23 protein-coding genes and 1 pseudogene are annotated in these 21,551 nt (G+C 65.8%); 10 read left to right on the top strand and 14 right to left on the bottom strand.

The features are described 5' to 3' along the window. The 5 genes from H276_RS0109100 to H276_RS0109080 all read left to right on the top strand — a co-directional run. Positions 1–415: PhoH family protein (locus H276_RS0109100; protein ID WP_019970991.1), on the top strand; the 415-nt coding region annotated here is incomplete at its 5' end. Positions 416–488: 73 nt separating this feature from the next. Next, a complete protein-coding gene (locus H276_RS0109095) occupies positions 489–1,364 on the top strand; it encodes a polysaccharide deacetylase family protein (protein ID WP_019970990.1) in 876 nt (291 codons plus the stop codon). Positions 1,365–1,442: 78 nt separating this feature from the next. Then, the gene (locus H276_RS0109090; RefSeq protein WP_019970989.1) at positions 1,443–2,450 is read left to right on the top strand and encodes an Acg family FMN-binding oxidoreductase; all 1,008 of its coding nucleotides are present in this window, start codon (positions 1,443–1,445) and stop codon (positions 2,448–2,450) included. Positions 2,451–2,500: 50 nt separating this feature from the next. Next, on the top strand, positions 2,501–3,136 hold the full coding sequence (locus H276_RS0109085; protein ID WP_018598863.1) for a hypoxia response regulator transcription factor DosR/DevR: 636 nt from the start codon (positions 2,501–2,503) through the stop codon (positions 3,134–3,136). 9 nt (positions 3,137–3,145) lie between these two features. After that, on the top strand, positions 3,146–4,822 hold the full coding sequence (locus H276_RS0109080) for a GAF domain-containing sensor histidine kinase (protein WP_019970988.1): 1,677 nt from the start codon (positions 3,146–3,148) through the stop codon (positions 4,820–4,822). Between the two features lie 7 nt (positions 4,823–4,829). On the opposite strand, the gene H276_RS0109075 is transcribed toward H276_RS0109080, so the two are convergent. Further along, complete coding sequence (locus H276_RS0109075) at positions 4,830–5,789, bottom strand: Acg family FMN-binding oxidoreductase (protein ID WP_019970987.1); 960 nt, start codon at positions 5,787–5,789, stop codon at positions 4,830–4,832. Positions 5,790–5,860: 71 nt separating this feature from the next. Continuing rightward, a pseudogene (locus H276_RS23990) lies at positions 5,861–5,980 on the bottom strand (universal stress protein); the annotation flags it as partial. A 34-nt stretch (positions 5,981–6,014) separates the two neighbouring features. Here H276_RS23990 and H276_RS23985 point away from each other — a divergent pair. Next, on the top strand, positions 6,015–6,167 hold the full coding sequence (locus H276_RS23985; RefSeq protein ID WP_019970986.1) for a cation transporting ATPase C-terminal domain-containing protein: 153 nt from the start codon (positions 6,015–6,017) through the stop codon (positions 6,165–6,167). Between the two features lie 49 nt (positions 6,168–6,216). Here H276_RS23985 and fdxA read toward each other — a convergent pair whose 3' ends face one another. From fdxA to glpX, 3 genes are all read right to left on the bottom strand, one after another. Then, positions 6,217–6,561 carry a ferredoxin gene (fdxA, locus tag H276_RS0109065; protein ID WP_019970985.1) on the bottom strand — a complete coding sequence of 115 codons (345 nt, stop codon included), beginning with the start codon at positions 6,559–6,561 and terminating at the stop codon, positions 6,217–6,219. A gap of 170 nt (positions 6,562–6,731) precedes the next feature. Further along, complete coding sequence (locus tag H276_RS0109060) at positions 6,732–8,141, bottom strand: class II fumarate hydratase (protein WP_019970984.1); 1,410 nt, start codon at positions 8,139–8,141, stop codon at positions 6,732–6,734. A 27-nt stretch (positions 8,142–8,168) separates the two neighbouring features. Then, positions 8,169–9,197 carry a class II fructose-bisphosphatase gene (gene glpX, locus H276_RS0109055; protein ID WP_019970983.1) on the bottom strand — a complete coding sequence of 343 codons (1,029 nt, stop codon included), beginning with the start codon at positions 9,195–9,197 and terminating at the stop codon, positions 8,169–8,171. 53 nt (positions 9,198–9,250) lie between these two features. Between glpX and H276_RS0109050 the strand changes: the two genes are divergently transcribed. Next, positions 9,251–9,874 carry a DUF4245 domain-containing protein gene (locus H276_RS0109050; RefSeq protein WP_019970982.1) on the top strand — a complete coding sequence of 208 codons (624 nt, stop codon included), beginning with the start codon at positions 9,251–9,253 and terminating at the stop codon, positions 9,872–9,874. Positions 9,875–9,891: 17 nt separating this feature from the next. Here H276_RS0109050 and H276_RS0109045 read toward each other — a convergent pair whose 3' ends face one another. Further along, entirely contained in the window at positions 9,892–11,091 is a 1,200-nt protein-coding gene (locus H276_RS0109045; protein ID WP_019970981.1) for an AI-2E family transporter, read from the bottom strand. Positions 11,092–11,534: 443 nt separating this feature from the next. Here H276_RS0109045 and H276_RS0109040 point away from each other — a divergent pair, with 443 nt between their 5' ends. Then, on the top strand, positions 11,535–11,810 hold the full coding sequence (locus H276_RS0109040; RefSeq protein ID WP_019970980.1) for a hypothetical protein: 276 nt from the start codon (positions 11,535–11,537) through the stop codon (positions 11,808–11,810). A 14-nt stretch (positions 11,811–11,824) separates the two neighbouring features. Here H276_RS0109040 and H276_RS0109035 read toward each other — a convergent pair whose 3' ends face one another. From H276_RS0109035 to H276_RS0109020, 4 genes are read right to left on the bottom strand one after another with little or no spacing between them, the layout of a single operon-like run. Further along, on the bottom strand, positions 11,825–12,733 hold the full coding sequence (locus H276_RS0109035) for a formylglycine-generating enzyme family protein (RefSeq protein WP_019970979.1): 909 nt from the start codon (positions 12,731–12,733) through the stop codon (positions 11,825–11,827). Further along, positions 12,726–13,631, bottom strand: coding sequence for an HAD family hydrolase (locus H276_RS0109030; protein WP_019970978.1), 906 nt, complete (start codon positions 13,629–13,631; stop codon positions 12,726–12,728). Before H276_RS0109030 ends, H276_RS0109035 begins: the two co-directional genes overlap by 8 nt. Continuing rightward, positions 13,628–15,181: an arylsulfatase gene (locus H276_RS0109025; RefSeq protein ID WP_019970977.1), complete on the bottom strand. Its 1,554-nt coding sequence runs from the start codon at positions 15,179–15,181 to the stop codon at positions 13,628–13,630. Before H276_RS0109025 ends, H276_RS0109030 begins: the two co-directional genes overlap by 4 nt. A gap of 17 nt (positions 15,182–15,198) precedes the next feature. Continuing rightward, positions 15,199–16,749, bottom strand: coding sequence for an arylsulfatase (locus tag H276_RS0109020; RefSeq protein ID WP_019970976.1), 1,551 nt, complete (start codon positions 16,747–16,749; stop codon positions 15,199–15,201). 159 nt (positions 16,750–16,908) lie between these two features. Here H276_RS0109020 and H276_RS0109015 point away from each other — a divergent pair, with 159 nt between their 5' ends. Continuing rightward, positions 16,909–17,184, top strand: a complete 276-nt coding sequence (locus H276_RS0109015) for a dsRBD fold-containing protein (protein ID WP_019970975.1) — start codon at positions 16,909–16,911, stop codon at positions 17,182–17,184. A 2-nt stretch (positions 17,185–17,186) separates the two neighbouring features. Here the strand turns inward: H276_RS0109015 and H276_RS0109010 are convergent, their stop codons facing one another. The 3 genes from H276_RS0109010 to H276_RS0109000 are packed head-to-tail and all read right to left on the bottom strand — an operon-like array spanning position 17,187 to position 19,226. Next, entirely contained in the window at positions 17,187–17,399 is a 213-nt protein-coding gene (locus tag H276_RS0109010; RefSeq protein ID WP_019970974.1) for an exodeoxyribonuclease VII small subunit, read from the bottom strand. Further along, positions 17,386–18,648, bottom strand: coding sequence for an exodeoxyribonuclease VII large subunit (xseA, locus tag H276_RS0109005; RefSeq protein ID WP_019970973.1), 1,263 nt, complete (start codon positions 18,646–18,648; stop codon positions 17,386–17,388). The genes H276_RS0109010 and xseA overlap by 14 nt, the downstream gene beginning before the upstream one ends. After that, positions 18,645–19,226, bottom strand: a complete 582-nt coding sequence (locus H276_RS0109000; protein ID WP_026356754.1) for a lipid droplet-associated protein — start codon at positions 19,224–19,226, stop codon at positions 18,645–18,647. Before H276_RS0109000 ends, xseA begins: the two co-directional genes overlap by 4 nt. A gap of 53 nt (positions 19,227–19,279) precedes the next feature. Between H276_RS0109000 and H276_RS0108995 the strand changes: the two genes are divergently transcribed. Further along, positions 19,280–20,281, top strand: a complete 1,002-nt coding sequence (locus tag H276_RS0108995; RefSeq protein WP_026356753.1) for a 4-hydroxy-3-methylbut-2-enyl diphosphate reductase — start codon at positions 19,280–19,282, stop codon at positions 20,279–20,281. 6 nt (positions 20,282–20,287) lie between these two features. Here the strand turns inward: H276_RS0108995 and H276_RS0108990 are convergent, their stop codons facing one another. Continuing rightward, the gene (locus H276_RS0108990; protein WP_026356752.1) at positions 20,288–21,469 is read right to left on the bottom strand and encodes a DUF6542 domain-containing protein; all 1,182 of its coding nucleotides are present in this window, start codon (positions 21,467–21,469) and stop codon (positions 20,288–20,290) included. Between the last annotated feature and the right edge of the window lie 82 nt (positions 21,470–21,551).

The following is a 21,551-nucleotide window of genomic DNA, read 5'->3' as shown; positions in this document are numbered from 1 at the left end:
GATGGGCCCGTGGGCACAGGCTGTCTTCGACACCCTGGAGGGCCTGGCCAGCCCAGCAGTGCTCGACGAGGTGCTGTCCCGCGGCATGCTCGAAGTGCTGCCGTTGACCCACATCCGCGGCCGGTCGCTGCACGACTCCTTCGTCATCGTCGACGAAGCCCAGTCACTGGAACGCAACGTCTTGCTGACGGTGCTGTCGCGGCTCGGCGCCGGCTCACGCGTGGTGCTCACCCATGACGTCGCGCAACGGGACAACCTGCGGGTCGGCAGGCACGACGGTGTCGCGGCGGTGATCGAGAAGCTCAAGGGCCACCCGCTGTTCGCCCACATCACGTTGCAGCGCAGCGAACGCTCGCCGATCGCCGCGCTGGTCACCGAGATGCTGGAGGAGTACAGCCCCGGCGCCCTGCCCTGAGTGATTTGTGTGCGTTTACTGGCGCTCACCGCTGGTAAACGCACACAAATCGCAGGGCCGGTAGGCTGCCGGGGTGGCGAGACTCCCCGACAGCCAGGCGTGGCGGTGGACCGTCGTCGGCATTTTCGTCGCCGTGGTGGTCCTGGTCGGCGGTGCACTCACGGGTCACATCCGGAAAGCCTCGGCCGATGATGTCGACTGTGCAGTGGAGAAGTGCATCGCCTTCACGTTCGACGACGGCCCCAGCCCGTACACCGATCGGCTGTTGAAGATCCTGCGGGACAACGACGCCAAGGCGACGTTCTTCGAGATCGGCAACAAGGTCGCGGCCAACCCTGCGGGCGCCAAGCGGGTGGTCGAGGCAGGCATGGAGCTCGGCCAGCACACCTGGGAGCACCCCAACATGACCACCATCCCGCCTGAAGACATCTCGTCGCAGCTGTCCAAGGCCAGCGATGCCATCGAGGCGGCGACCGGTCAGCGGCCGAAGCTGTTCCGCACCGCAGGCGGGCTGATCAACGACGCGGTGCTGGCCGAGGCCAAGAAGCAGGGCCTGGCCGACATCAACTGGGACGTCATCCCATTCGACTGGGCCAACGACTCGAACACCGCGGCCACCCGGTACATGCTGATGACTCAGATCAAGCCCAACTCGGTGGTGCTCTTCCACGACACCTACTCATCCACCGTCGATCTGGTGCAGCAGTTCATCCCGGTGCTCAAGGCCAATGACTACCACCTGGTGACGGTCACCCACCTCCTCGGACCGCGGGAGCCGGGTACCAGCTACGGCAGCCGCGAGAACGGTCCACCCGTCAACGGTCTGCAGGACATTCCGCCCGCCAGCATCCCGGAGCTGTCGGCGACGCCGTCGCCGGCCCCGATGCCGAACTTCCCGATCACCGACATCCCCGGTGCCAACTCCGGTGGGGTGAACAACGGGGCGTGAGCCGGTGAGATGTGCATCGCACCCGCTAGAGGACCAAAGACCCTAACCCGATCGGTCGTCGGAGACAACGCTGGTGGCATGCCCGACACCACGCTCGACAGCGCCACCATCGTCAAAGCCGTTCAGCTGGCCTCGCGTGCCCCGTCGCTGCACAACACTCAACCGTGGCGGTGGGTGTACACCTCCGGCGCGGACGGGAGGGGCACAAGCAGCTACGGCTTGGAGCTGTACCTCGATCCGGAACGGGTCGTGCGTTCCACGGACCGTTCGGCGCGGGAGGCTGTCATCAGCTGCGGGGTGATGTTGGACCATGTCGTGGTCGCTATGGCAGCCGCCGGCTGGGCTGCCGACGTCGAGCGGTTCCCCGACCCGAACCATCCGGATCACCTGGCGACGCTGCAGTTCAGCCCGCTGGGTTTCGTCACCGATGCCCACCGGCGGCGCGCCGATGCGATCTTGGCCCGTCGCACCGACCGGCTGCCGATGGCCGCGCCACCGGATTGGGAGTCCTTCGAACCGATGCTGCGGACCTGGCTGGACACCGGGCCGGTGCATCTGGACGTGCTGACCGAGGACATGCGGTCAGAGGTGGCCGATGCCGCCATGCTCAGCGAGTCGCTGCGGCTCTACGACTCCGGATATCACGCTGATCTGGCTTGGTGGACAACGCCTTTCGCGACAAGTGACGGCATCCCGCAGAGTGCGCTGGTATCGGCGGCCGAAAGTGAACGTGTTGCGCTGTCCCGGGCGTTCCCCGTCACCGCCCACACCGATCGGCGCCCGGCCATCGCCGACGACGCGGCACGTGTCATCGTGCTGTCGACCGACGGCTTCAGTCGCGCGGACGCGTTGGACGCCGGTGAAGCACTGTCGATGGTGCTGCTGGAGGCCACGATGGCAGGCCTGGCGACCTGCCCGGTGACGCAGATGACCGAGCTGCATGCCAGCCGTGACGTCGTTGCCACCCTGATCGGTCGGGACGCCTGCCCGCAGGTACTGGCCCGGATCGGGCTCGCCCCGGTGCTCGAAGAGGTGCCGCCGCCGACCCCGCGCCGGCCTGTCACTGACTTCCTCACTATTGCATAGAGATTCGTCATGCTGTTGCGATCGGTCCCGACAGCGGTGAGACTCGGGAGATGATCAGAGTCTTCCTGGTTGACGACCACGAGCTGGTGCGCCGCGGCCTGATCGATCTTCTCAGTGCCGATCCGGAGCTGGAGGTGATCGGCGAGGCGGATTCGGTGGCGCAGGCCCTGGCCCGGGTACCCGCGAGCGCGCCAGACGTCGCGGTGCTCGATGTGCGCTTGCCCGACGGCAACGGCATCGAGCTGTGCCGGGAGCTGTTGTCGCGCATACCCGATCTGCGGTGCCTGATGTTGACCTCGTTCACCTCCGACGAGGCGATGCTGGATGCCATCCTCGCCGGTGCCAGCGGCTACGTCGTCAAGGACATCAAGGGGATGGAGCTCGCGCAGGCCATCAAGGAAGTCGGGGCCGGCCGGTCCCTGCTGGACAACCGGGCGGCCGCGGCGTTGATGGCCAAGCTACGCAGCAACGCCGAGCGTGCCGACCCGCTGTCAGGCCTGACTCAGCAGGAACGGGTTCTGCTGGAGCTGCTGGGCGAAGGCCTGACCAACAAACAGATCGCAGCCAGGATGTTCCTCGCCGAGAAGACCGTGAAAAACTATGTGTCGCGCTTGCTGGCCAAGCTCGGCATGGAGCGACGGACTCAGGCTGCAGTCTTCGTCTCCAAACTGGACCGACCCGGCTAGGTTGGTCGGGTGGCCGACGATCTGCGAGGAACGCTGTCGCAGTTGCGATTGCGTGAATTGTTGACCGAGGTCCAAGAGCGGGTCGAGCAGATGCTGACTGGTCGGGACCGCCTTGACGGGCTGGTCGAGGCGATGCTGGCGGTGACCTCAGGGCTCGAGCTCGATGTCACGCTCAGCACCATCGTGCACACCGCGATCCAACTGGTCGATGCCCGTTACGGTGCCCTGGGTGTCCGCGGCGAAGCTCATGAGCTGACGCAGTTCGTCAACGAGGGCATCGACGACCCCGTGCGGGCGAGCATCGGGCACCTGCCCGAGGGACGTGGCGTGCTCGGCGTGCTGATCGACGATCCGAAGCCCATCCGGCTCGATGACATTCGCCTGCACCCGGCGTCGGTGGGTTTCCCGCCGAACCACCCGCCGATGCGGACGTTCCTCGGTGTCCCAGTCCGGATCCGTGACGAGGTGTTCGGCAATCTCTACCTCACCGAAAAGATGACCGGCCAGCCCTTCAGTGAGGACGATGAGGTGCTGGTGCAGGCGCTGGCAGCAGCCGCGGGCATTGCCATCGAGAACGCCCGCCTCTATGAGCAGTCCAGGGCCCGGCAGGCTTGGATCGCCGCCACTCGAGACATCGGTACCGAGTTGCTTGGCGGTACCGATCCAGCAAGGGTGTTCCGGCTGGTCGCTGACGAGGCCCTCAAGTTGACCGGGGCCGACGGCACGGTGGTCGCCGTGCCGGCCGACGCCGAGGCCGACCGCAGCGACGTCGCCACGCTGCTGGTGGCTGCCACCGCAGGTGCAGTGAGTGGCTGCGGTACCGAGTCGATTCCGGTGGCAGGCACGGCTGTCGGGGAGGTCTTCCGGGTGGGCAGGCCGCAGCGCCCCGATCGATTCGAGTTGTGCGGATTCGTCGGTCCGGCGCTGGTGTTGCCGCTGCGCACCACCGACACGGTGGCAGGCGTCCTGGTGGCCTTGCGTACCGAGGGCGGTCCCGCCTTCACCGACGAGCAGATGGACATGGCCGCGGCGTTCGCCGACCAGGCCGCATTGGCCTGGCAGCTCGCGAGTTCTCAGCGCCGCGTTCAGGAGCTGGAAATTCTTTCCGATCGCGAACGCATCGCCCGCGACCTGCACGACCACGTGATCCAGCGGCTTTTCGCCGTGGGGCTGGCGCTGCAGGGGACGATTCAGCGGGCCCGCTCAGCAGATGTGCAGCGGCGGCTGAGTGAAAGCGTGGATGACCTGCAGGCGGTGATCCAGGAGATCCGCACGGCCATATTCGACCTGCATGGGCGTTCGGCGGGGACGACGCGGCTGCGCCAACGGCTCGATGAGGTGCTGGTGCAGTACTCCGACAGTGGTCTGCACACCACCACCCAGTTCGTCGGCCCCCTGTCGGTCGTCGACGCGGTGCTTGCCGACCATGCTGAGGCGGTCGTGCGGGAGGCGATCAGCAACGCGGTACGGCACGCTGCGGCAACCGAGCTCACCGTGCGGGTGGAAGTGGCCGACGATCTGAGCATCGTGGTGACCGACAACGGATGCGGCATCACCGGTGCGGTCAGCGAAAGCGGATTGGCGAACCTGCGTAACCGGGCCGAGGCGGCCGGTGGCCGGCTGAGCATCGAAAGTCGTTCCGATGGTGGCACAGTGCTGCGCTGGACGGTGCCGTTGCCGGCTTAGATCAGGCTTAGACCCGCAGGGTGCGGCGCGGTGTCGCGGGCAGCGGCGCGGCGTCTTCGGCGACCCGGCCGACCCGGATGAGCACCTGTGGGTACTCGCGCCCGTCGAATAGCTCCTCTCGCAATGCGGCTCGGGTCTCCGTGATTTCCAGGGGTTCGGTGATCGGGCAGCACGCCATGTCTGCGATCGTGGCGGTGAGCAGTAGCAGGCTGGTGGCCTCACCGGCGCGCAGCCGTGCCAAGGTGTCGTCGTCGCGGGTGCCGAGCGCCAGCACCACGGCATGGTCGGTACAGCCCGGACTGTTGGGTGGTTGCGCCAGAACGGGACCGGCGAACAATCGACCCGGTATGGGCGCGTCGGGATCCGATGTCGGGGTGTTGTGTGCGGGTACTCCGGCCAGCGACGCATAGCGACCGCTCCACCGGTTCAGCTCGCTCAGATAGGCGCGGTCTTCAATGTGGCGGGAAACCGCTTGTTTCACAATCGTATTGAGGCTTGTCAGGCATTCCACTCGGCGCAACGTCACCCCGGCCCTGGCCACCCGGACGCCCAGCAGGGCGATCTCAGCAGCGTTGGCCTCCCGTCCGCTGTAATGCCGACGGTCGGCACGGCGCCGTGGGATCGCGGTGGCCATCGCGAGGTCGGCCTCGTAAGGCGCTGCCGGGGTCAGGGTGAGTACCGCCAGATGGTCCGGGTGGCTCGGGTCGGGAATCCGGTGCACCGTGGCTTTCCAGCCCAGCCGGGCCAGCGCGGTGACACAGTGATGCAGCGTCGCGCCGCAACTGATCAGCAGATCGCGGCGGTCGGGATCGGTCGCGGGGAGATGCCGTGACGGATCGGCGTAGAGGTGCAGGCTGTGCGTGGCGACCCGCCATCGCCACGGTTGCGAGTTGTGCACCGACGGAGCCCGAACCGCCAAAGCCAACGCAGTTCGCAGCGTTTCGGAGTCGGGAAAGCTACTGCTCACCTCTTCACGGTGCCGCCGGTCGGGGCGGCTCAGTAGGGCAGAAAGTCCCTGGATCCGTGGGTTGCGCCCCGTTAGTCTCGGACCACGATCACCGGGACGGTCGCCGCGTGCGCCACCGCGGAGCCGACTGACCCCAACAGCATTCTGGCGAATCCGCCGCGGCCCCGGCTCCCGACGACGAGCAACTGGGCATCGCTGGGGGCACTGGTCCTGCACGTCTCCGCGATGTATCTGCCACCGTTCCAGCATGTGCTGGGTATCGAGCCGATCAGCGCCGAGGCGTGGGTGCGCGCGATCCTCGTCGCCGCGACGATTCTCGTTGCGGTCGAGGCACACAAGGCGTTTCGGCGCCGTCGGCCGATCGGCGCCCGCCGCTGAGTCGTCAGAAGCCGTCACTCCCAGACCAAGTCGAGCGGCCTCTCGGCGGTCAGGACGCGTGGGGTGGTAGCGCGCTCACCAGCGGCGTGTCCACGCCGATCCGGCCGAGTGCGTAGGCGCCACCGGGGGGACCGAGCGGGGTGTGGCGGCCCGGGAGAATCTCGGTGAAGAATGCGGCGTTGTCCGCCAGGTGCTGTCGCTGGTTCTCGGGCAGGTCGGCTTCGTAGTAGATCGCCCCCGCGTCGCACTCCAGCCGGCATGCCCCACAATCCACGCACTCATCGGGATTGATGTAGAGCGAACGCGCGCCCTCGTAGATGCAATCCACCGGGCATTGCAGGACACAAGCCTTGTGCATGACATCGACACATGCTGTTCCGATCACGTACGGCATGGTCAAACCGTACGTAGCCGGACAGGCCGAGAGGGTAAGCCGAAAGACCTTTTCGCGAGGACCAAAGTCACATCCGTCCCATGTTCGGCGCGAGAACTCGGGCGAGCAGACGCAAAGGTCTCCCGACGCCGGCGTGTCGAGGGACTTGAGCGTCTGCTCGCGGGGGAAAGTTAGTCGCCCTGCTTGACCTTCGCCATGGCCAGCACGTCGAGCCGCCGGTCCAGCTCTTCCTCCGACAGCTTGTCGCCGATCAGGCCGCGGTCGATGACCGTCTGACGGATGGTCTTCTTTTCCTTCAGGGCCTGCTTGGCGACTTTGGCGGCCTCCTCGTAGCCGATCGCGGAGTTCAGCGGGGTCACGATGGACGGCGACGATTCGGCCAGCTCGCGCAGGTGTGCCTCGTTGGCCACCAGGCCGTCGATGCAGCGCTCGGCGAACAGTCGGGACACGTTGGACAGCAGCGTGAACGACTCGAGCAGATTGCGCGCCATCATCGGGATGTACACGTTGAGTTCGAAAGCCCCTGAGGCTCCACCCATGGCGATGGCGGCGTCGTTGCCCACCACCTGACAGGCCACCTGGGTAACCGCCTCGGGCAGAACGGGATTCACCTTGCCCGGCATGATCGAGCTACCCGGTTGCAGGTCGGGCAGTCGGATCTCGGCCAGGCCGGTCAGCGGCCCCGAACCCATCCACCGCACGTCGTTGGCGATCTTGGTCAGCGACACCGCGATGGTGCGCAGCGCACCCGACGCCTCGACCAGCCCGTCGCGGGCCGCCTGGGCCTCGAAAGAGTCGATGGCGGTGCGCAGTTCGGCCAGCCCGGTCTCGTTCACCAGCACCTCGACCACCTTGGCGCCGAAGCCGTCCGGAGCGTTGAGTCCGGTGCCGACAGCGGTGCCGCCGATGGCCAGTTCACCCAGTCGGGGCAGCGTCGCCCGCACCCTTTCTATGCCGGCCTCGATCTGGCGGGCGTAGCCGCCGAACTCCTGGCCCAGCGTCACCGGCACCGCATCCATCAGGTGGGTGCGGCCCGACTTCACCACGGTGCGCCACTGCTTGGCCTTGGCGGCCAGCGACTCGTGCAGCACCTCGAGCGCCGGGATCAGGTGGCGCACAGCGGCTTCGGTGGCCGCGATGTGCGTCGCGGTAGGGAACGTGTCGTTGGAACTCTGGGACATGTTCACGTCGTCATTCGGATGCACCGTCACGCCGCCCGCGGCCGCGATCGACGCGATCACCTCATTGGTGTTCATGTTCGAGCTCGTGCCCGAACCGGTCTGGAACACGTCGATGGGGAACTGGTCATCGTGGAGGCCGTCGGCGATCTCGCCGGCTGCGGCGATGATCGCGTCGGCCTTCTCCGGGGCCAGCAGACCCAGGTCCTTGTTGACCTGTGCGCAGGCCGCCTTCAGCAGACCCAGCGCCCGGATCTGGGTGCGCTCCAGCCCGCGGAAGGAGATGGGGAAGTTCTCCACGGCACGTTGCGTCTGGGCCCGCCACAGGGCGTTGACCGGCACCCGGACCTCGCCCATTGTGTCGTGCTCGATGCGGTACTCGACGGCGCTGTCGATGGTCATGTGCTCCCTTTTGGTTTGTGCGGTCGATTACGGCAGGGGTCGGACGGCGGACGCGTCACCGATGAAATCGATGGCGGAGTATTCGTTGAGCTTGGACAGCCGGTGGTAGGCCTCGATCATCCGGACGGTGCCGGACTTGGACCGCATGACGATCGACTGCGTGGTGCACCCACCGCTGGCGTAGCGCACGCCCCTGAGCAGGTCGCCGTCGGTCACGCCGGTGGCGCAGAAGAAGACGTTCTCGCCGGACACCAGCTGGTCGGTGACCAGCACCGCGTCGAGGTCATAGCCCCGGTCGATGGCGTTCTGCCGCTCGGCGTCATCCTTGGGCGCCAGTTTGGCCTGGATCGCGCCGCCCATACAGCGAATGGCAGCCGCGGCGATGATGCCCTCGGGGGTGCCGCCGATGCCGGCCAGCATGTCGGTGCCCGAGTTGGGCCGGCAGGCCGCGATCGCGCCGGCGACGTCGCCGTCGGTGATCAGCCGGATCCGGGCGCCGGCGTCGCGGACGTCGGCGATCAGCTGCTCGTGGCGCGGCCGGTCGAGGATGCAGACCGTCACGTCCTCGACCGAAAGGCGCTTGGCTTTGGCGACCTGGCGGATGTTCTCGCCGATCGGGGCGCTGATGTCGATGGCCGCGGCGGCTTCGGGGCCGACGGCGATCTTGTTCATGTAGAAGACAGCCGACGGGTCGAACATCGCCCCGCGCTCGGCGACCGCGAGCACAGAGATGGCGTTGGGCAGGCCCTTGCTCAGAAGTGTGGTGCCGTCGACCGGGTCGACCGCGAAGTCGCAGTCGGGGCCGTCGCCGTTGCCGACTTCCTCCCCGTTGTAGAGCATCGGAGCGTTGTCCTTCTCGCCCTCGCCGATCACCACGACGCCGCGCATGGAGACCGAGTTGACCAGCTCCCGCATGGCGTCGACGGCCGCGCCGTCGCCGCGTTCTTTGTCACCGCGGCCGACCCACCTGCCTGCGGCCATGGCTCCCGCCTCGGTGACCCGGACGAGTTCGAGGGCAAGGTTGCGATCCGGGGCTTCGCCCCGCCTGGGACTCATGGTGTGATTCTCCCAGAACGGGACGTGGTTCGGGGAGCTGGGATACTGCAATCATGACCACCCAGCCCACTCCGGTCCCGAAGCCGGAAAAGTCGCGGTTGCTGCAGGACGGCCGCGACATGTTCTGGTCGATGGCGCCGCTGGTACTGGCGTGCATCGTGCTCGCCGGCATGCTGGGCATGTGCTCGTTGGGGACCGACGGACCGGGCCGTGGTCCGGCGCCGGTGTACGACGCGGTCGCCGGATTGCATGCCGATGCCGATGCGCTCAAGATCCCGCTGCGGGTACCACAGCTGCCCCAGGGCTGGCAGGCCAACTCCGGTAGCCGCGGCAGTATCGACGGTGGCCTCACGTTGCCGGATGGGCAGCGCGGGCGTGCGGTGTTGTCTCGGGTCGGCTACTTGACTCCCACCGGGGCCTACCTGAGCCTGACCCAGAGCAACGCCGACGAGACCGCGCTGGTGTCCTCGATCAAGGCAGGCGCCTATCCATCGGGGACGCAGAACGTCGACGGTGTCACCTGGGTGGTCTACGAAGGTGAGAACCCCGAGCCGGTATGGACGACGCGCCTGAGCGGCCCGGCCCAGGTCGCCATCACGGGCGCCGGCGGTACGGATGAGTTCCGTACGCTGGCTGCAGCGACGCAGAAGCAGTCGCCACTTCCCGTGCAGCGCTGACCGGCGGTTCAGCACGCTCAGGGCTTGTCTGACGCCGGCGTAGCGGGTTCGGTGTCCGAGGCGTCCGCTTCGGCGGGCGAGTTCGTGGCCTTGGCCGCCGCTACGCGCATCCGGGACCACAGCCGTTTACGGGGTGCTTCGGCCTCGGGCGCGTCCAGTTCGACACCTTTGTAGACCGCCAGATAGACGCTCACGGTGGTGACGATGATGATCATCAGCACCGGGCCGATCACGAGGCCGAAGAAGCCGAACATCGAGATACCGGCAAAGACGGCCAGCAGCATCAGTGCCGGGTCCAGCCGCGCGGCCTTCGGTACCAGGAACGGACGCAGCACGTTGTCGATGTTGGTGACCACCAGCAGATGCCATACCACCACGAAAATGCCGCCGGTGACATTGCCGAAGAACACCATTCCGATGCCGAACGGGATGGTCACGATGCCGCCGCCGAGCGGGATCACCGACAGCGCGGTCAGCAGGATCGCGAAGATGAAGAACCCTTCGTGGAAGCCGCCGATGTAGACCGAGATCGCGCCGGCGAGGCCCTGGCACAGTGCGATCACGAACTGACCTTTGACCGTGCCCTTGACCATGGCCCCGATCTTGGCCAGGTACAGATCGGTTATCTCTTCGCCGAGCGGATTGAGCCGACGGATGAGGGTCAGTACGCCGTCCTGGTTGACCAGCAGTGAGATGAACACGTACAGGAAGATGATCGCTGCCGTGATGGCGCCGACCATCCCTCCGACGGCGCCCTGTAGGACACCGAGTAACCATTCGCCGATGTGCTGAGACAACGTGACGATGGTCTCGCGCAACGATTCGGCCGTGACGTGGATGTGCAGGAACGGCACCCGCTCCAGCAACGAGTTGATGAGATCGAGAGTGCGGGAGCCCAGGGTGCTCAGATCGGTTGCGGCCACCCAGTTGCTGACGGCGTTGACCATCTGGGTGACCTGCACGATCCCGAGGAAAACCAGCAGTGACACCGGCACGACCAACAGCACCAGGGCCCACAGCAACGTCAGAGCGGCCGATACGCCGGCTCCGAACCGGCGAAGTAACCGGTGGTACAGCGGCGAGAACAGATAGGCGCTGACGGCGGCCATCACGATGAGGACGAAGAAGCTGCGCAGGAAGTAGGCGCCGGCGAGTAGCGCGATGACGGTGGTGACCGTCAACGCGCGTCTCTGGGTGAGCGTGAATTGGTTGTCCATACCGCCTTTCCCGCCGTTGCGCTGACCTTAGCGTCACGCACGCTGCAGGTTCGGCGGCTGCGCCCCGGCGAGTTTCATGGGGCGGTCTGCCGTGTGTCGCCGCCGTCGATGTGGTTGTCGGTGGGCGCCGTGTCTGACCTAGCTGAATGTCAGACAGCAATCTATTAGGCATGCCGTATCCTGTGTAGAGATATGCATAAGCAAATGTGTCTTCAGTTGCCACTGACGAACGGGATTTGCGATCGCTATGAGCGTCCGACTGTGATGGTCGGCATCGCTTCGCCTGTTTTCTGTGAGGATCTGCCCGACAATCATTCACTTTTCGATTTGTCTGTTTGCCTGGTGTATCTGCATTGTGACTATGAAGAAGAAACGAAAACGAGCCGATCGCAGGTGTTTGTGATGTACTCGGTTGCACTCGTCGACAATTGGGGAGGTGCGGAATGCCAGAAGATGCCGTGGCGGGGGTTAACGACAGCGGACCGGAGCAGGTTGCCGGTCAGATAACTGTAGGTACACCGGTCACGGTGTATCCCGGGACCGACGATGCCCTACATGGGGTAGTCGTCGAGGACTTCGCGGATCTGGCAGGGACCGCGGTCGAGATCGCCGGTGAGCGGATCGTCGAACCGGCCCGGCGGTGGGCCGTCAACCTCGACGACGGTGGCTTGGTGTTCGTCGACGATGACAGCATCGCCGCCGACCCACAGCTGGCCTGAGCCGCACCGCAGGTTCAGCGAGAGCCGGCCTGCGGCAGACGTCTGACACAGCGAAAACCGATGTGACTCATGCCGGTGTCCACCATCTGTGGACGCCGGGCCGCGGGCCGGTAGCGCATGCAGTAGCTGTCGGCGCACAGGAACGATCCGCCCTTGATCACCTTGCGGCCGATCTCGAACTGAGGCTGATTAGGGTCGAAGCTATCTGCAGCACAGCACGATTGCATGGCCCGATCAGCGCCGTACCAGTCGCTGGTCCACTCCCAGACATTGCCCGCCATGTCGAACAGTCCGTAGTCGTTGGGCGGGAAGCTGCCCACCGGTTTGGTTGTGCCGTATCCCGTTTCGGGTAGATACGGAAACTCGCCGTGCCAGTAGTTGGCCAGCCGCTGACCGGGCTGCTCCGGCTCGTCGCCCCACGTGTAGGCCGCTCCGGAAAGCCCGCCGCGCGCGGCTGTCTCCCACTCTGACTCGGTGGGCAGCGCCAGGCCGGCCCAGCGGGCATAGGCTTCGGCGTCCTCATGGGCGATGTGCACCACAGGGTGCGTCTCGCGCCCGCGCAGTGACGACCGTGGCCCGCGCGGATGGTTCCAGCATGCGCCTGGCGTCCAGGTCCACCAGAGGTTCAGGTGCCGCAGATCCACCGGGCCCGTGGTCCGCCGGAACACCATGGAGCCGGGCACCAGGTTCTCCGGCGGGGCGTCGGGGAAATCGGCGGCGCTGACGGGTCGTTCGGCGAGCGTGAGGTAGCCGGTTGCTGAAACGAACTGCGCGAACTGGCTGTTCGTCACCTGATGCGACTGGATCCAGAAGCCGTCGGTGCTGACCGGCCGAGCGGGACCTTCCTCGGCATAATGCCGGTCGGAACCGAGCATGGTGGTCTGTGCCGGTATCCAGACCAGGCCGGCATCGGACTCAGTCAAAGATCCGAGACCAATCGTCACGCATGCTGGCCACCGTCCACCCGCGTTCGCCGGCCAGTGCCAGCGCCTTCTCCGCGCCTGCGGTGTAATCGAATTCGCGCTCCGCGTCGTCGTGGCGCAGCAGCAAGCTCAGCGATGGGCCCGACCCCGCGCTGGTGTATTCGAGCATTTCGATGTCGCCGTTGGAGTTGCCCGCGGCGAAGATCGGCCGGCGCCCGATACGACCCCAGATGCGCACCGGCTTGATCGGGCCGTCATCGAAGAACTCCAGTGTGGGGGTGGTCTTGAGGTGGCCATCGGTGAAGTCGAGCCCGACCGAGCTGCCGATGACCCGTTCCGGTGGTATGCCGTACATCTGGGCGGTGACAGGACGCATGAAGTCCCGTCCGCCGCCGGATGCGATGTAGGTGGTGAAGCCGTTCGCCTCAAGGTAGCGCAACAGTTCGACCATCGGCCCGTACCCGCAGGCGGTGTATGGGCGCTTGAGCGTCGGGTGTTGGGCACCGGCGAAGAACGCCTTGACGTACTCGGCGTGGTCTTCGACGGCCAATCCCGCGTAAGCCGAGAGTATCCCGCCGGCAAGGACTTTCAGCGCCGAATCGTCGCCGGTGTAATGCTTGGTGACGGCGTCGCCGAACCAGCCGAGGTCGCCCGAGGCGGCCGCGGCGTAGGGCTGCCTGGCGGCCAGCGCGGGGTCGGCCGCGGCCTGTTCGGCCAGTCTGCGCACCAGGAAATCCAGCTGGATGTAGGCCGGCTTTTCACACCACAGCGTGCCGTCGTTGTCGAACACCGCGACGCGGTCCTCAGGTGCGACCTCGGCGGAGGCCCGGACGGTGAAGTCGACGATCCCCGCCTTCACCGGCCCGTCCTTCCATGACTCCAGTTCTGCCACGCTCACCCGCCCCGGGTGGCCAGGAACTTCTCCAGCTCCTCCACGGCGTTGTTGATGGTGAACGAGGCCGGCTTTTGGCGCGGCGGGAATTCTTTGAAGGTCTCCAGGAACTGGTTGACGATCGCGCCGCCGTAGAACATCAGGTACAGCCGGTCGATCACCCAGTCCCAGTAGGTGTTCGAGGTGACATCGGCGCGCTCGAACGGGTCGGTGCGCAGGTTGAACAACTTCGGCGCCCGCAGCTTCGTGAACGGTTCGAACCACACCTCGAGGGTGCCCTGGCAGCGCTGCTCCATGAATACGATCTTCCAATTGTCCGCCCGGATCCCCAGGACATCACCGTCGTCGGAGAAGTAGATCATCCCGCGCCGGGGCGACTTGTCCACCTCGCCGGTGAGATAAGGCAACAGGTTGTAGCCGTCGATGTGCACCTTGTACTCGGTCTCGCCGTCGGCGCCGGCCTTGTGGCCGGACTTGAGTTTCTCGACCACGTCCGGGTCACCTGCCGCTGCGAGAAACGTTGGTAACCAATCATGATGTTGCACAATCTCATTCGATACCGAACCGGCCTTGATCTTCTCCGGCCAACGAATCATCTCGGGAATCCGGAACGCGCCTTCCCAGTTCGTGTTCTTCTCGCTGCGGAACGGCGTCGTCGCACCATCGGGCCAGCTGTTGGCGTGCGGACCGTTGTCGGTGGAGTAGACGACGATGGTGTCCTCGGCGATGCCGAGTTCGTCGACGAGGTCGAGCAGCGTGCCCACGTTGCGATCGTGGTCGATCATCGTGTCGTGATACGGCGACTGCCAGCGTCCCGCCTGGCCCTCGCTCTCCGGCTTGGTGTGGGTCCGGAAGTGCATGTGCGTCATGTTCATCCACACGAAGAACGGTGTATCGGACTCGTGCTGGCGCCTGATGAAATCCGCACAGGCGGCAGTCGTCTCATCGTCGACGGTCTCCATCCGCTTTTTGGTCAGCGGGCCGGTGTCCTCGATACGTTGTTTGCCGACCGGCCCGTAGCGCGGATCCACCTCACCGGAATCCTCCGCGGTGGCCCAGGAATGAATGACGCCGCGCGGCATCAGTGCGTTTCGGAGCAAGGGAGCTTCCTCCTCGGTGGGGTAGTCCTCGTGCTCGGGTTCTTCTTCGGCATTGAGGTGGTACAGGTTGCCGAAGAACTCGTCGAATCCGTGTGCCGTCGGCAGGTACTTGTTGAGGTCGCCGAGGTGGTTCTTGCCGAATTGGCCTGTGGCGTAACCCAATGGTTTCAGCAGCTCGGCGATCGTCGGGTCTTCCTTCTGGAGTCCCACGTCGACGCCGGGCATGCCCACCTTGCTCATCCCGGTGCGGTAGACGCTCTGGCCCGTGATGAACGAGGCCCGGCCCGCGGTGCAGCTCTGCTCACCGTACGAGTCGGTGAAAAGCATTCCCTCATTGGCGATCCGGTCGATATTGGGAGTTGAGTAGCCCATCATGCCGCGGCTGTAACAACTCAGGTTCCAGATCCCGATGTCATCGCCCCAGATGACCAGGATGTTGGGTTTTCCGTTGGGCATTCGTAACAGCCTTTCCGTCAGTCCTTGGCCAGGAATTCGTGCAGCTTCTCCACCGCCTGATCGACGCTGAAGCTCGCCGGTGGGTGCCGCGGCGGAAACTCCTTGAACGTTTCGAGGAACTTCGTCGCCATCGCGGTGGCGTAGAACACGAAGTAGTCGTGCCGCAGGAACCACTCGTAGTAGGTGTTCGACGTGATGTCGGCGTACTCGTACGGGTCGGTGCGCAGGTTGAACAGCTTGGGCACCCGCAGCGGGGTGAACGGTTCGGCCCACACCCGCAGAGTGCCCTGGCAGCGCTGCTCGGCGAAGACGATCTTCCAGTTCTCGAACCGCATCGCGACCAGGTCACCGTCGTCGGAGAAATAGAAAAACCCGCGCCGGGGACTCTCGTCGACCTTGCCGGTCAGGTACGGCAACAGGTTGTAGCCGTCGATGTGCACCTTGTATTCGGTCTCGCCGTCGGCTCCCGCTTTGTGACCGGACTTGAGTTTCTCGACGATGTCCGGTTCCCCGGCGGCAGCGAGCAGGGTGGGCAGCCAGTCATGGTGTTGGACGATCTCGTTGGAGACGGTGCCGGCCTTGATCTTGCCGGGCCAGCGGATGAGTTCCGGCACCCGGAAGGCGCCTTCCCAGTTGGTGTTCTTCTCGCTGCGGAACGGCGTGGTGCCGCCGTCGGGCCAGCTGTTGCGGTGCGGGCCGTTGTCGGTGGAGTAGATGACGATGGTGTCCTCGGCGATGCCGAGTTCGTCGAGCACGTCGAGCACCGTTCCGACATTGCGGTCGTGATCGATCATCGTGTCGTGGTACGACGACTGCCACAGCCCGGCCTGCCCACGGCTTTCCGGCTTGGTGTGGGTATAGAGGTGCATGTGGGTGAAGTTGCACCATACGAAAAACGGATTACCCGCCTCGTGCTGGCGCTTGACGTAGTCGACCGTGGCGTCAGCGATGTCCTCGTCGATGGTCTCCATCCGCTTGGTGGTCAGCGGGCCCGTGTCTTCGATGGTCTGCTTACCGACGGGCCCGAACTTCAGGTCGTCGGGCTCGGTGGACGCCTCGGTGGTGGCCTTGCATTTCAACACACCGCGCGGCTTGGCCAGGTGGTACAAGCGGGGATAGCGATCCTCATGCGGATAGTCGAAGTTCTCCGGCTCCTCCTCGGCGTTGAGGTGATACAGGTTGCCGAAGAATTCATCGAACCCGTGCACGGTCGGCAGGTACTTGTTGAGGTCGCCGAAGTGGTTCTTGCCGAATTGGCCGGTGGCGTAGCCGAGCGGCTTGAGCAGCTCGGCGATGGTCGGGTCCTCGGCGGCCCAGCCGATATCGACGCCGGGTACGCCCACCTTGCTCATGCCGGTGCGGTACACGCTCTGACCGCTGATGAATGCGGCGCGGCCCGCAGTACAGCTTTGCTCGCCATAGGAGTCGGTGAAGCGCATGCCCTCGTCGGCGATGCGGTCGATGTTCGGCGTGCGGTAGCCCATCAGCCCGTCGCTGTAGCAACTCAGGTTGCTGATTCCGATGTCGTCGCCCCAGATGACCAGGATGTTCGGTTTCCCGTTCGGCATGGCGCCCCCTCGTATCGGATCAACTGTGCCCGTGGGACTTTATGCGCTGCGGGACGGCAGCGGCGCGGGTTGGGCACCGTGGCAGCGAAATTTACGGGAATGTCCACTCTGGCGTTGCGCACCGCGATGGCGCACCCTGTAGTACGGAGGTTGATCGACATGTACGAGAAGGATCTGTCCAACAAGTGGTTCGTCGAAATCGAGTTCTGCGAGGACGACATCCACACTCACGCCTCGGTACACGCTCAACTGCGCGACGGTAGCATCGCGACTACCGGTGATGCCTACCGCAATCCCAAAGATCCGAGCGCGCCGATGGTCGGCGAGGAGATCGCGGCCGCCCGTGCTCTCATCGCACTGGGTACCGAGCTGCTACAGCTGGCGTCGTCGCGGATCGAGCAGTGCACCCACCATCCGGTGCATCTGTACCGCTGAGATCAGTCGTCGCCACCGTCTCGGGCGGCCAATGCCTGCTCGACTCGCTGGCGGGCTCCGGCTAAGTGTTCTTCGCACCGTTTTGCCAGTGCTTCGCCTCGTTCCCACAATGTCAGCGAAGCATCGAGATCGAGGCCACCCTGCTCGAGTTGCTGCACCACGGCGATGAGTTCGTCGCGGGCCTCTTCGTAGCCCATCTCGCTAATGGTCTTCATATGGATCTTCCTCAACACTTCCTTCGATGCCGTCGCTCACGGCCGTGACCACGCCGTCGGCCACCCGGACCCGCAACCGGGTCCCGTCCGGCGCGTCGCCAACTGAACGCAACACCACCGGCGCGCCCGAGGTGGGCACAGCCTGCACCACGGCGTAACCGCGGGCCAGGGTTGCCGCCGGGCCCAGAGTGCTCAACCGGGCTGACAGGTGACCGATCGTGTCGCTCTCGGCGCTGACCAACCGGGTGACGTCGCGCTGCATCGTGGCACGGGCCCGCTGGATCTCCTCGCCACGAGCCGACAGGTCGACCAGCGGCTGGGCCAGCACCGGGCGGCTGCGCAGCTGTTCCAGGTGATGCTGTTCGCGATGCACCCAGTTGCGTAGCGCGCGAGCACTGCGCATGCGCTGGTCGGTGACCAGGGCCTGCTCTGCAGCGGCATCCGGCACGATGCGCTTGGCGGCGTCGGTGGGTGTGGCGGCACGCAGGTCGGCGACCAGATCGCACAGCGGGTTGTCCGGCTCGTGGCCGATCGCGCTGACAATTGGCGTGCGACAACCGGAGATGGCCCGGCACAGCGTCTCGTCGGAGAATGGCAGCAGATCCTCGACGCTGCCGCCGCCGCGGGCCAGCACGATGACGTCGACAGCGGGATCGGTATCGAGTGCCGCCAATGCATCCACGATCTGCGGTACCGCGTTGGGGCCCTGCACGATGGTGTTGCGGATGGCGAACCGCACGGCGGGCCAGCGTCCGGAGGCGACTGTGGTGACATCGTGCTCGGCGGCCGACGCGCGTCCGGTGATCAGTCCGATGGTGTTGGGCAGGAAGGGGATTGGCCGCTTGAGCCGCGGATCGAACAACCCTTCGGCCTCCAGCAGGCGGCGCAGCCGATCGATACGGGCCAACAGCTCGCCGATGCCGACAGCGCGAATCTCGCTGACCCGCAACGAGAATGAGCCACGGCCAGTGTAGAAGCTGGGTTTGCCGCAGATGATCACCTGCGTGCCCTCGGTCAGCTTGACCGGGGCATTGCGCACCAGATCACGGGGGCAGGTGAGAGTCAGCGACATATCGGCGGCCGGATCGCGCAGCACCATGAACACCGTTTTGGAATCCGGGCGAACCTTCAGCTCGGTCAGCTGCCCTTCGACCCACACCGCGCCGAGCCGGTCGATCCACTTGGCGACGCGGGTGGCGACGGCGCGCACCGGCCAGGGATTCTCCGGTGACTGGCCGGGTTCGGTCACTTCGCGGTCGCGCGGGTGATCCTGTTGGTGAGCAGCGTGACGAACGGGGCCCTGGCCTGGCCGGTTTCCTCATAGGCCAGCAATGCCTCCAGATCCGCGACGCGCAGCGAGCTCAGCCGGGCCCGCAACTGCGCCAGCGTCAGGGAGTCGTAGTCCACCTCGTCGACGATCGCGGGAGCGGTGCCCGACGCCGCCGGTTTCGGCGCCGTGGCACGGCCGTTGCCGGAGGCCGTGCCGGTTCCTGGCTCGCCCATGCTGTACAGGGCAAACCGGCCTTCGGTGCGGCGTTCGCCGTCGGTCTGCTGTGCGGGAACTTCGTCGGGCCCGGTATTCAGGTCCTCGTCGAAGGTGGCCCACTCGGGCTGCTCGTCCTTGGGCGGAAACAGCTGCTCGAGTGCTTCGTCACCCTTGATGACCAGTTCAGCGAGGTTCTGCTGCAAGTGCATGAGAAGGTTGGCGGCCTGGCTGGCCACGGTCATCGGGTACATGAGAATGGTGTGGGGGAGCCTGCGGGTTTCCTCGATCGCAGTCACCGCCGCGCCTACGAGTAGCCGGACCCCATACGGTGCAGTTCCCATGGGCAACAGACTACGGCTGGCTCGGGCGCGGCGGCTCCCCGTACCCTGGTGACATGCCGCCAACAGTGAATATGGGTATCCCGGGTGCTTCCAGCTCGGTGAGTTCCGGTGCTGCCGGCAAGCGCGTACTGCTCGCTGAACCGCGCGGTTATTGCGCCGGCGTCGATCGCGCCGTGGAGACTGTCGAGCGGGCACTCGAGAAGCACGGCGCACCTGTATACGTGCGGCACGAGATCGTGCACAACGTGCACGTGGTGCAGACACTGGCCAAGGCGGGCGCGATCTTCGTCGATGAGACCGATGAAGTGCCGGAAGGCTCCATCGTGGTGTTCTCCGCGCACGGGGTGGCGCCGACGGTGCACGAGACGGCCGCTGCCCGCGACCTCAAGGTCATCGACGCCACCTGCCCGCTGGTGACCAAGGTGCACAACGAGGCCAAACGGTTCGCCCGCGACGACTACGACATTCTGCTGATCGGCCATGAAGGCCATGAGGAAGTGATCGGCACCGCCGGTGAAGCGCCCAAGCACGTCCAGCTCGTCGACGGTCCCGACTCGGTGGACAACGTCATCGTCCGCGACGAGGACAAGGTGATCTGGCTGTCGCAGACCACGCTGAGCGTCGACGAGACCATGGAAACCGTGCAGCGGCTGCGGGAGAAGTTCCCCAAGCTGCAGGATCCGCCGAGCGACGACATCTGCTACGCCACCCAGAACCGCCAGGTTGCGGTCAAGGCCATGGCACCCGAATGTGAGCTGGTCATCGTCGTCGGCTCGCGCAACTCGTCGAACTCGGTGCGGTTGGTCGAGGTGGCGCTGGGTGCCGGCTCCCGGGCGGCCTACCTGGTCGACTACGCCGAGGACATCGACCCGACCTGGCTGGACGGCGTCACCACCGTCGGTGTGACGTCCGGGGCATCAGTGCCCGAGGTCCTGGTCCGCGGTGTCCTGGAGCGGCTCGCCGACTACGGCTACGACACCGTGCAGCCGGTTACCACAGCCAACGAGACGTTGGTGTTCGCACTGCCACGGGAGATCCGCGCACCGCGCCGCTGAGCGCACTTAACCGTCGTATTCCCAGGTGTTGTCGCGGTCGTGCGATGGACGTCGGCTCCGGTACTCCTTGCGACCGTCTTCGTCCTCGGCGCCGCGGTAGCGCACCCGCGAGACCGGGTGGTGAGATGCGTTGCCGTTGCGAGTGGGTGGCGCTTCGAACGGGTCCTCAAAAGGTTGGTAGTCGTCGAAACGACGGCGACGTGGCTGGCGGTCGTGCGCGGTCGCAGTGCGCCGTTCAGGCGGGGGCTGTTTGCGGGGTTCGCGCGGCTGGGCGCGCACGCGTCGGCGGGCGTCGGCCGGTGGTGGGACCAGCGGCGGCTCCGAGGCTCGTGGTGCCCGCGCCCGGCGCGGCCGCTCGGCGACCGGCTCACCGAACTCGTCCAGCAGCGGACGGCTGGGACGCGAGCGCGGGGGAGCGGCCCGCTTGGTCGCTCTGCGTTCGGCGCCGGCGTCCTCGGTTGCCTCGGGCCGTCGTCTTCTGGGCGGCTCGGTGCGCTGGGGCCGGTCGGCGCGGTCCGGGCGTCCGGCGCGGCTCTGACGGTGAACCTGCTGCGGACGATCTGCGCGACGCCGACGGGGCGTTGGCTCGTCAGCGGAACCCGGCGCCGACGATCGCCGTGTCGCGGGTTTGCGGACCAGTAGTCCTGACAGCTTCGCTGTGACAGCCGCCACAATTCCGGTTCCGGCCAGCGCAGCGATCGTTTTGCGGGCCTTGACCGTCCCGATCTTCTCGGCCTTGTCGGCGCTGTCCCGGGTCGCGAGGGCGAAGTACCAGCGTGCCAACCCGATCAACAACACCGCGGCGGCAGTGAACAACATCAACGGAAAACGTTCGATCAACGGATACCCGCAGTTGATGGCCACATCTTTCACGCCGCCCAACTGGCCGCCGTGGAACAAGAAGTACGACCCGGGCACCGCCACAAACAGGATCAATGGCGGCTGGATGACCGCGGTGAACACCCCGGATTGCCGCACAGCGAGGATCGCGCCCAGACAGCCCAGCACGTAGCAGACGGCGAAGACGGTACTGAGTTCTCGATCACCCGATCCTGCGTCGAAAGCAAAGCCGATCGCGGTAGCCGTCACGGCCAGCAGCACAGCACCCCACCACGGCAGACCTGGCCATTTGGGGTACACAGAGCGATGGTCAGCCGGCACTGCCGACTGCGCGCGCTGTCCTGACACAGGTAGACCGTACCGGCTCCAGCGCACCACATGCTGCCAGCGCGCGCTGGCGTGCCTTCGACTCTCTGGCAGACTGTGGTTC

The organism is Mycobacterium sp. 141 (assembly GCF_000382405.1).
Taxonomy (GTDB): Bacteria; Actinomycetota; Actinomycetes; order Mycobacteriales; family Mycobacteriaceae; genus Mycobacterium.
Note: the sequence above shows the minus strand (reverse complement) of the source record. Positions and strands in the feature narration are given on the sequence as shown.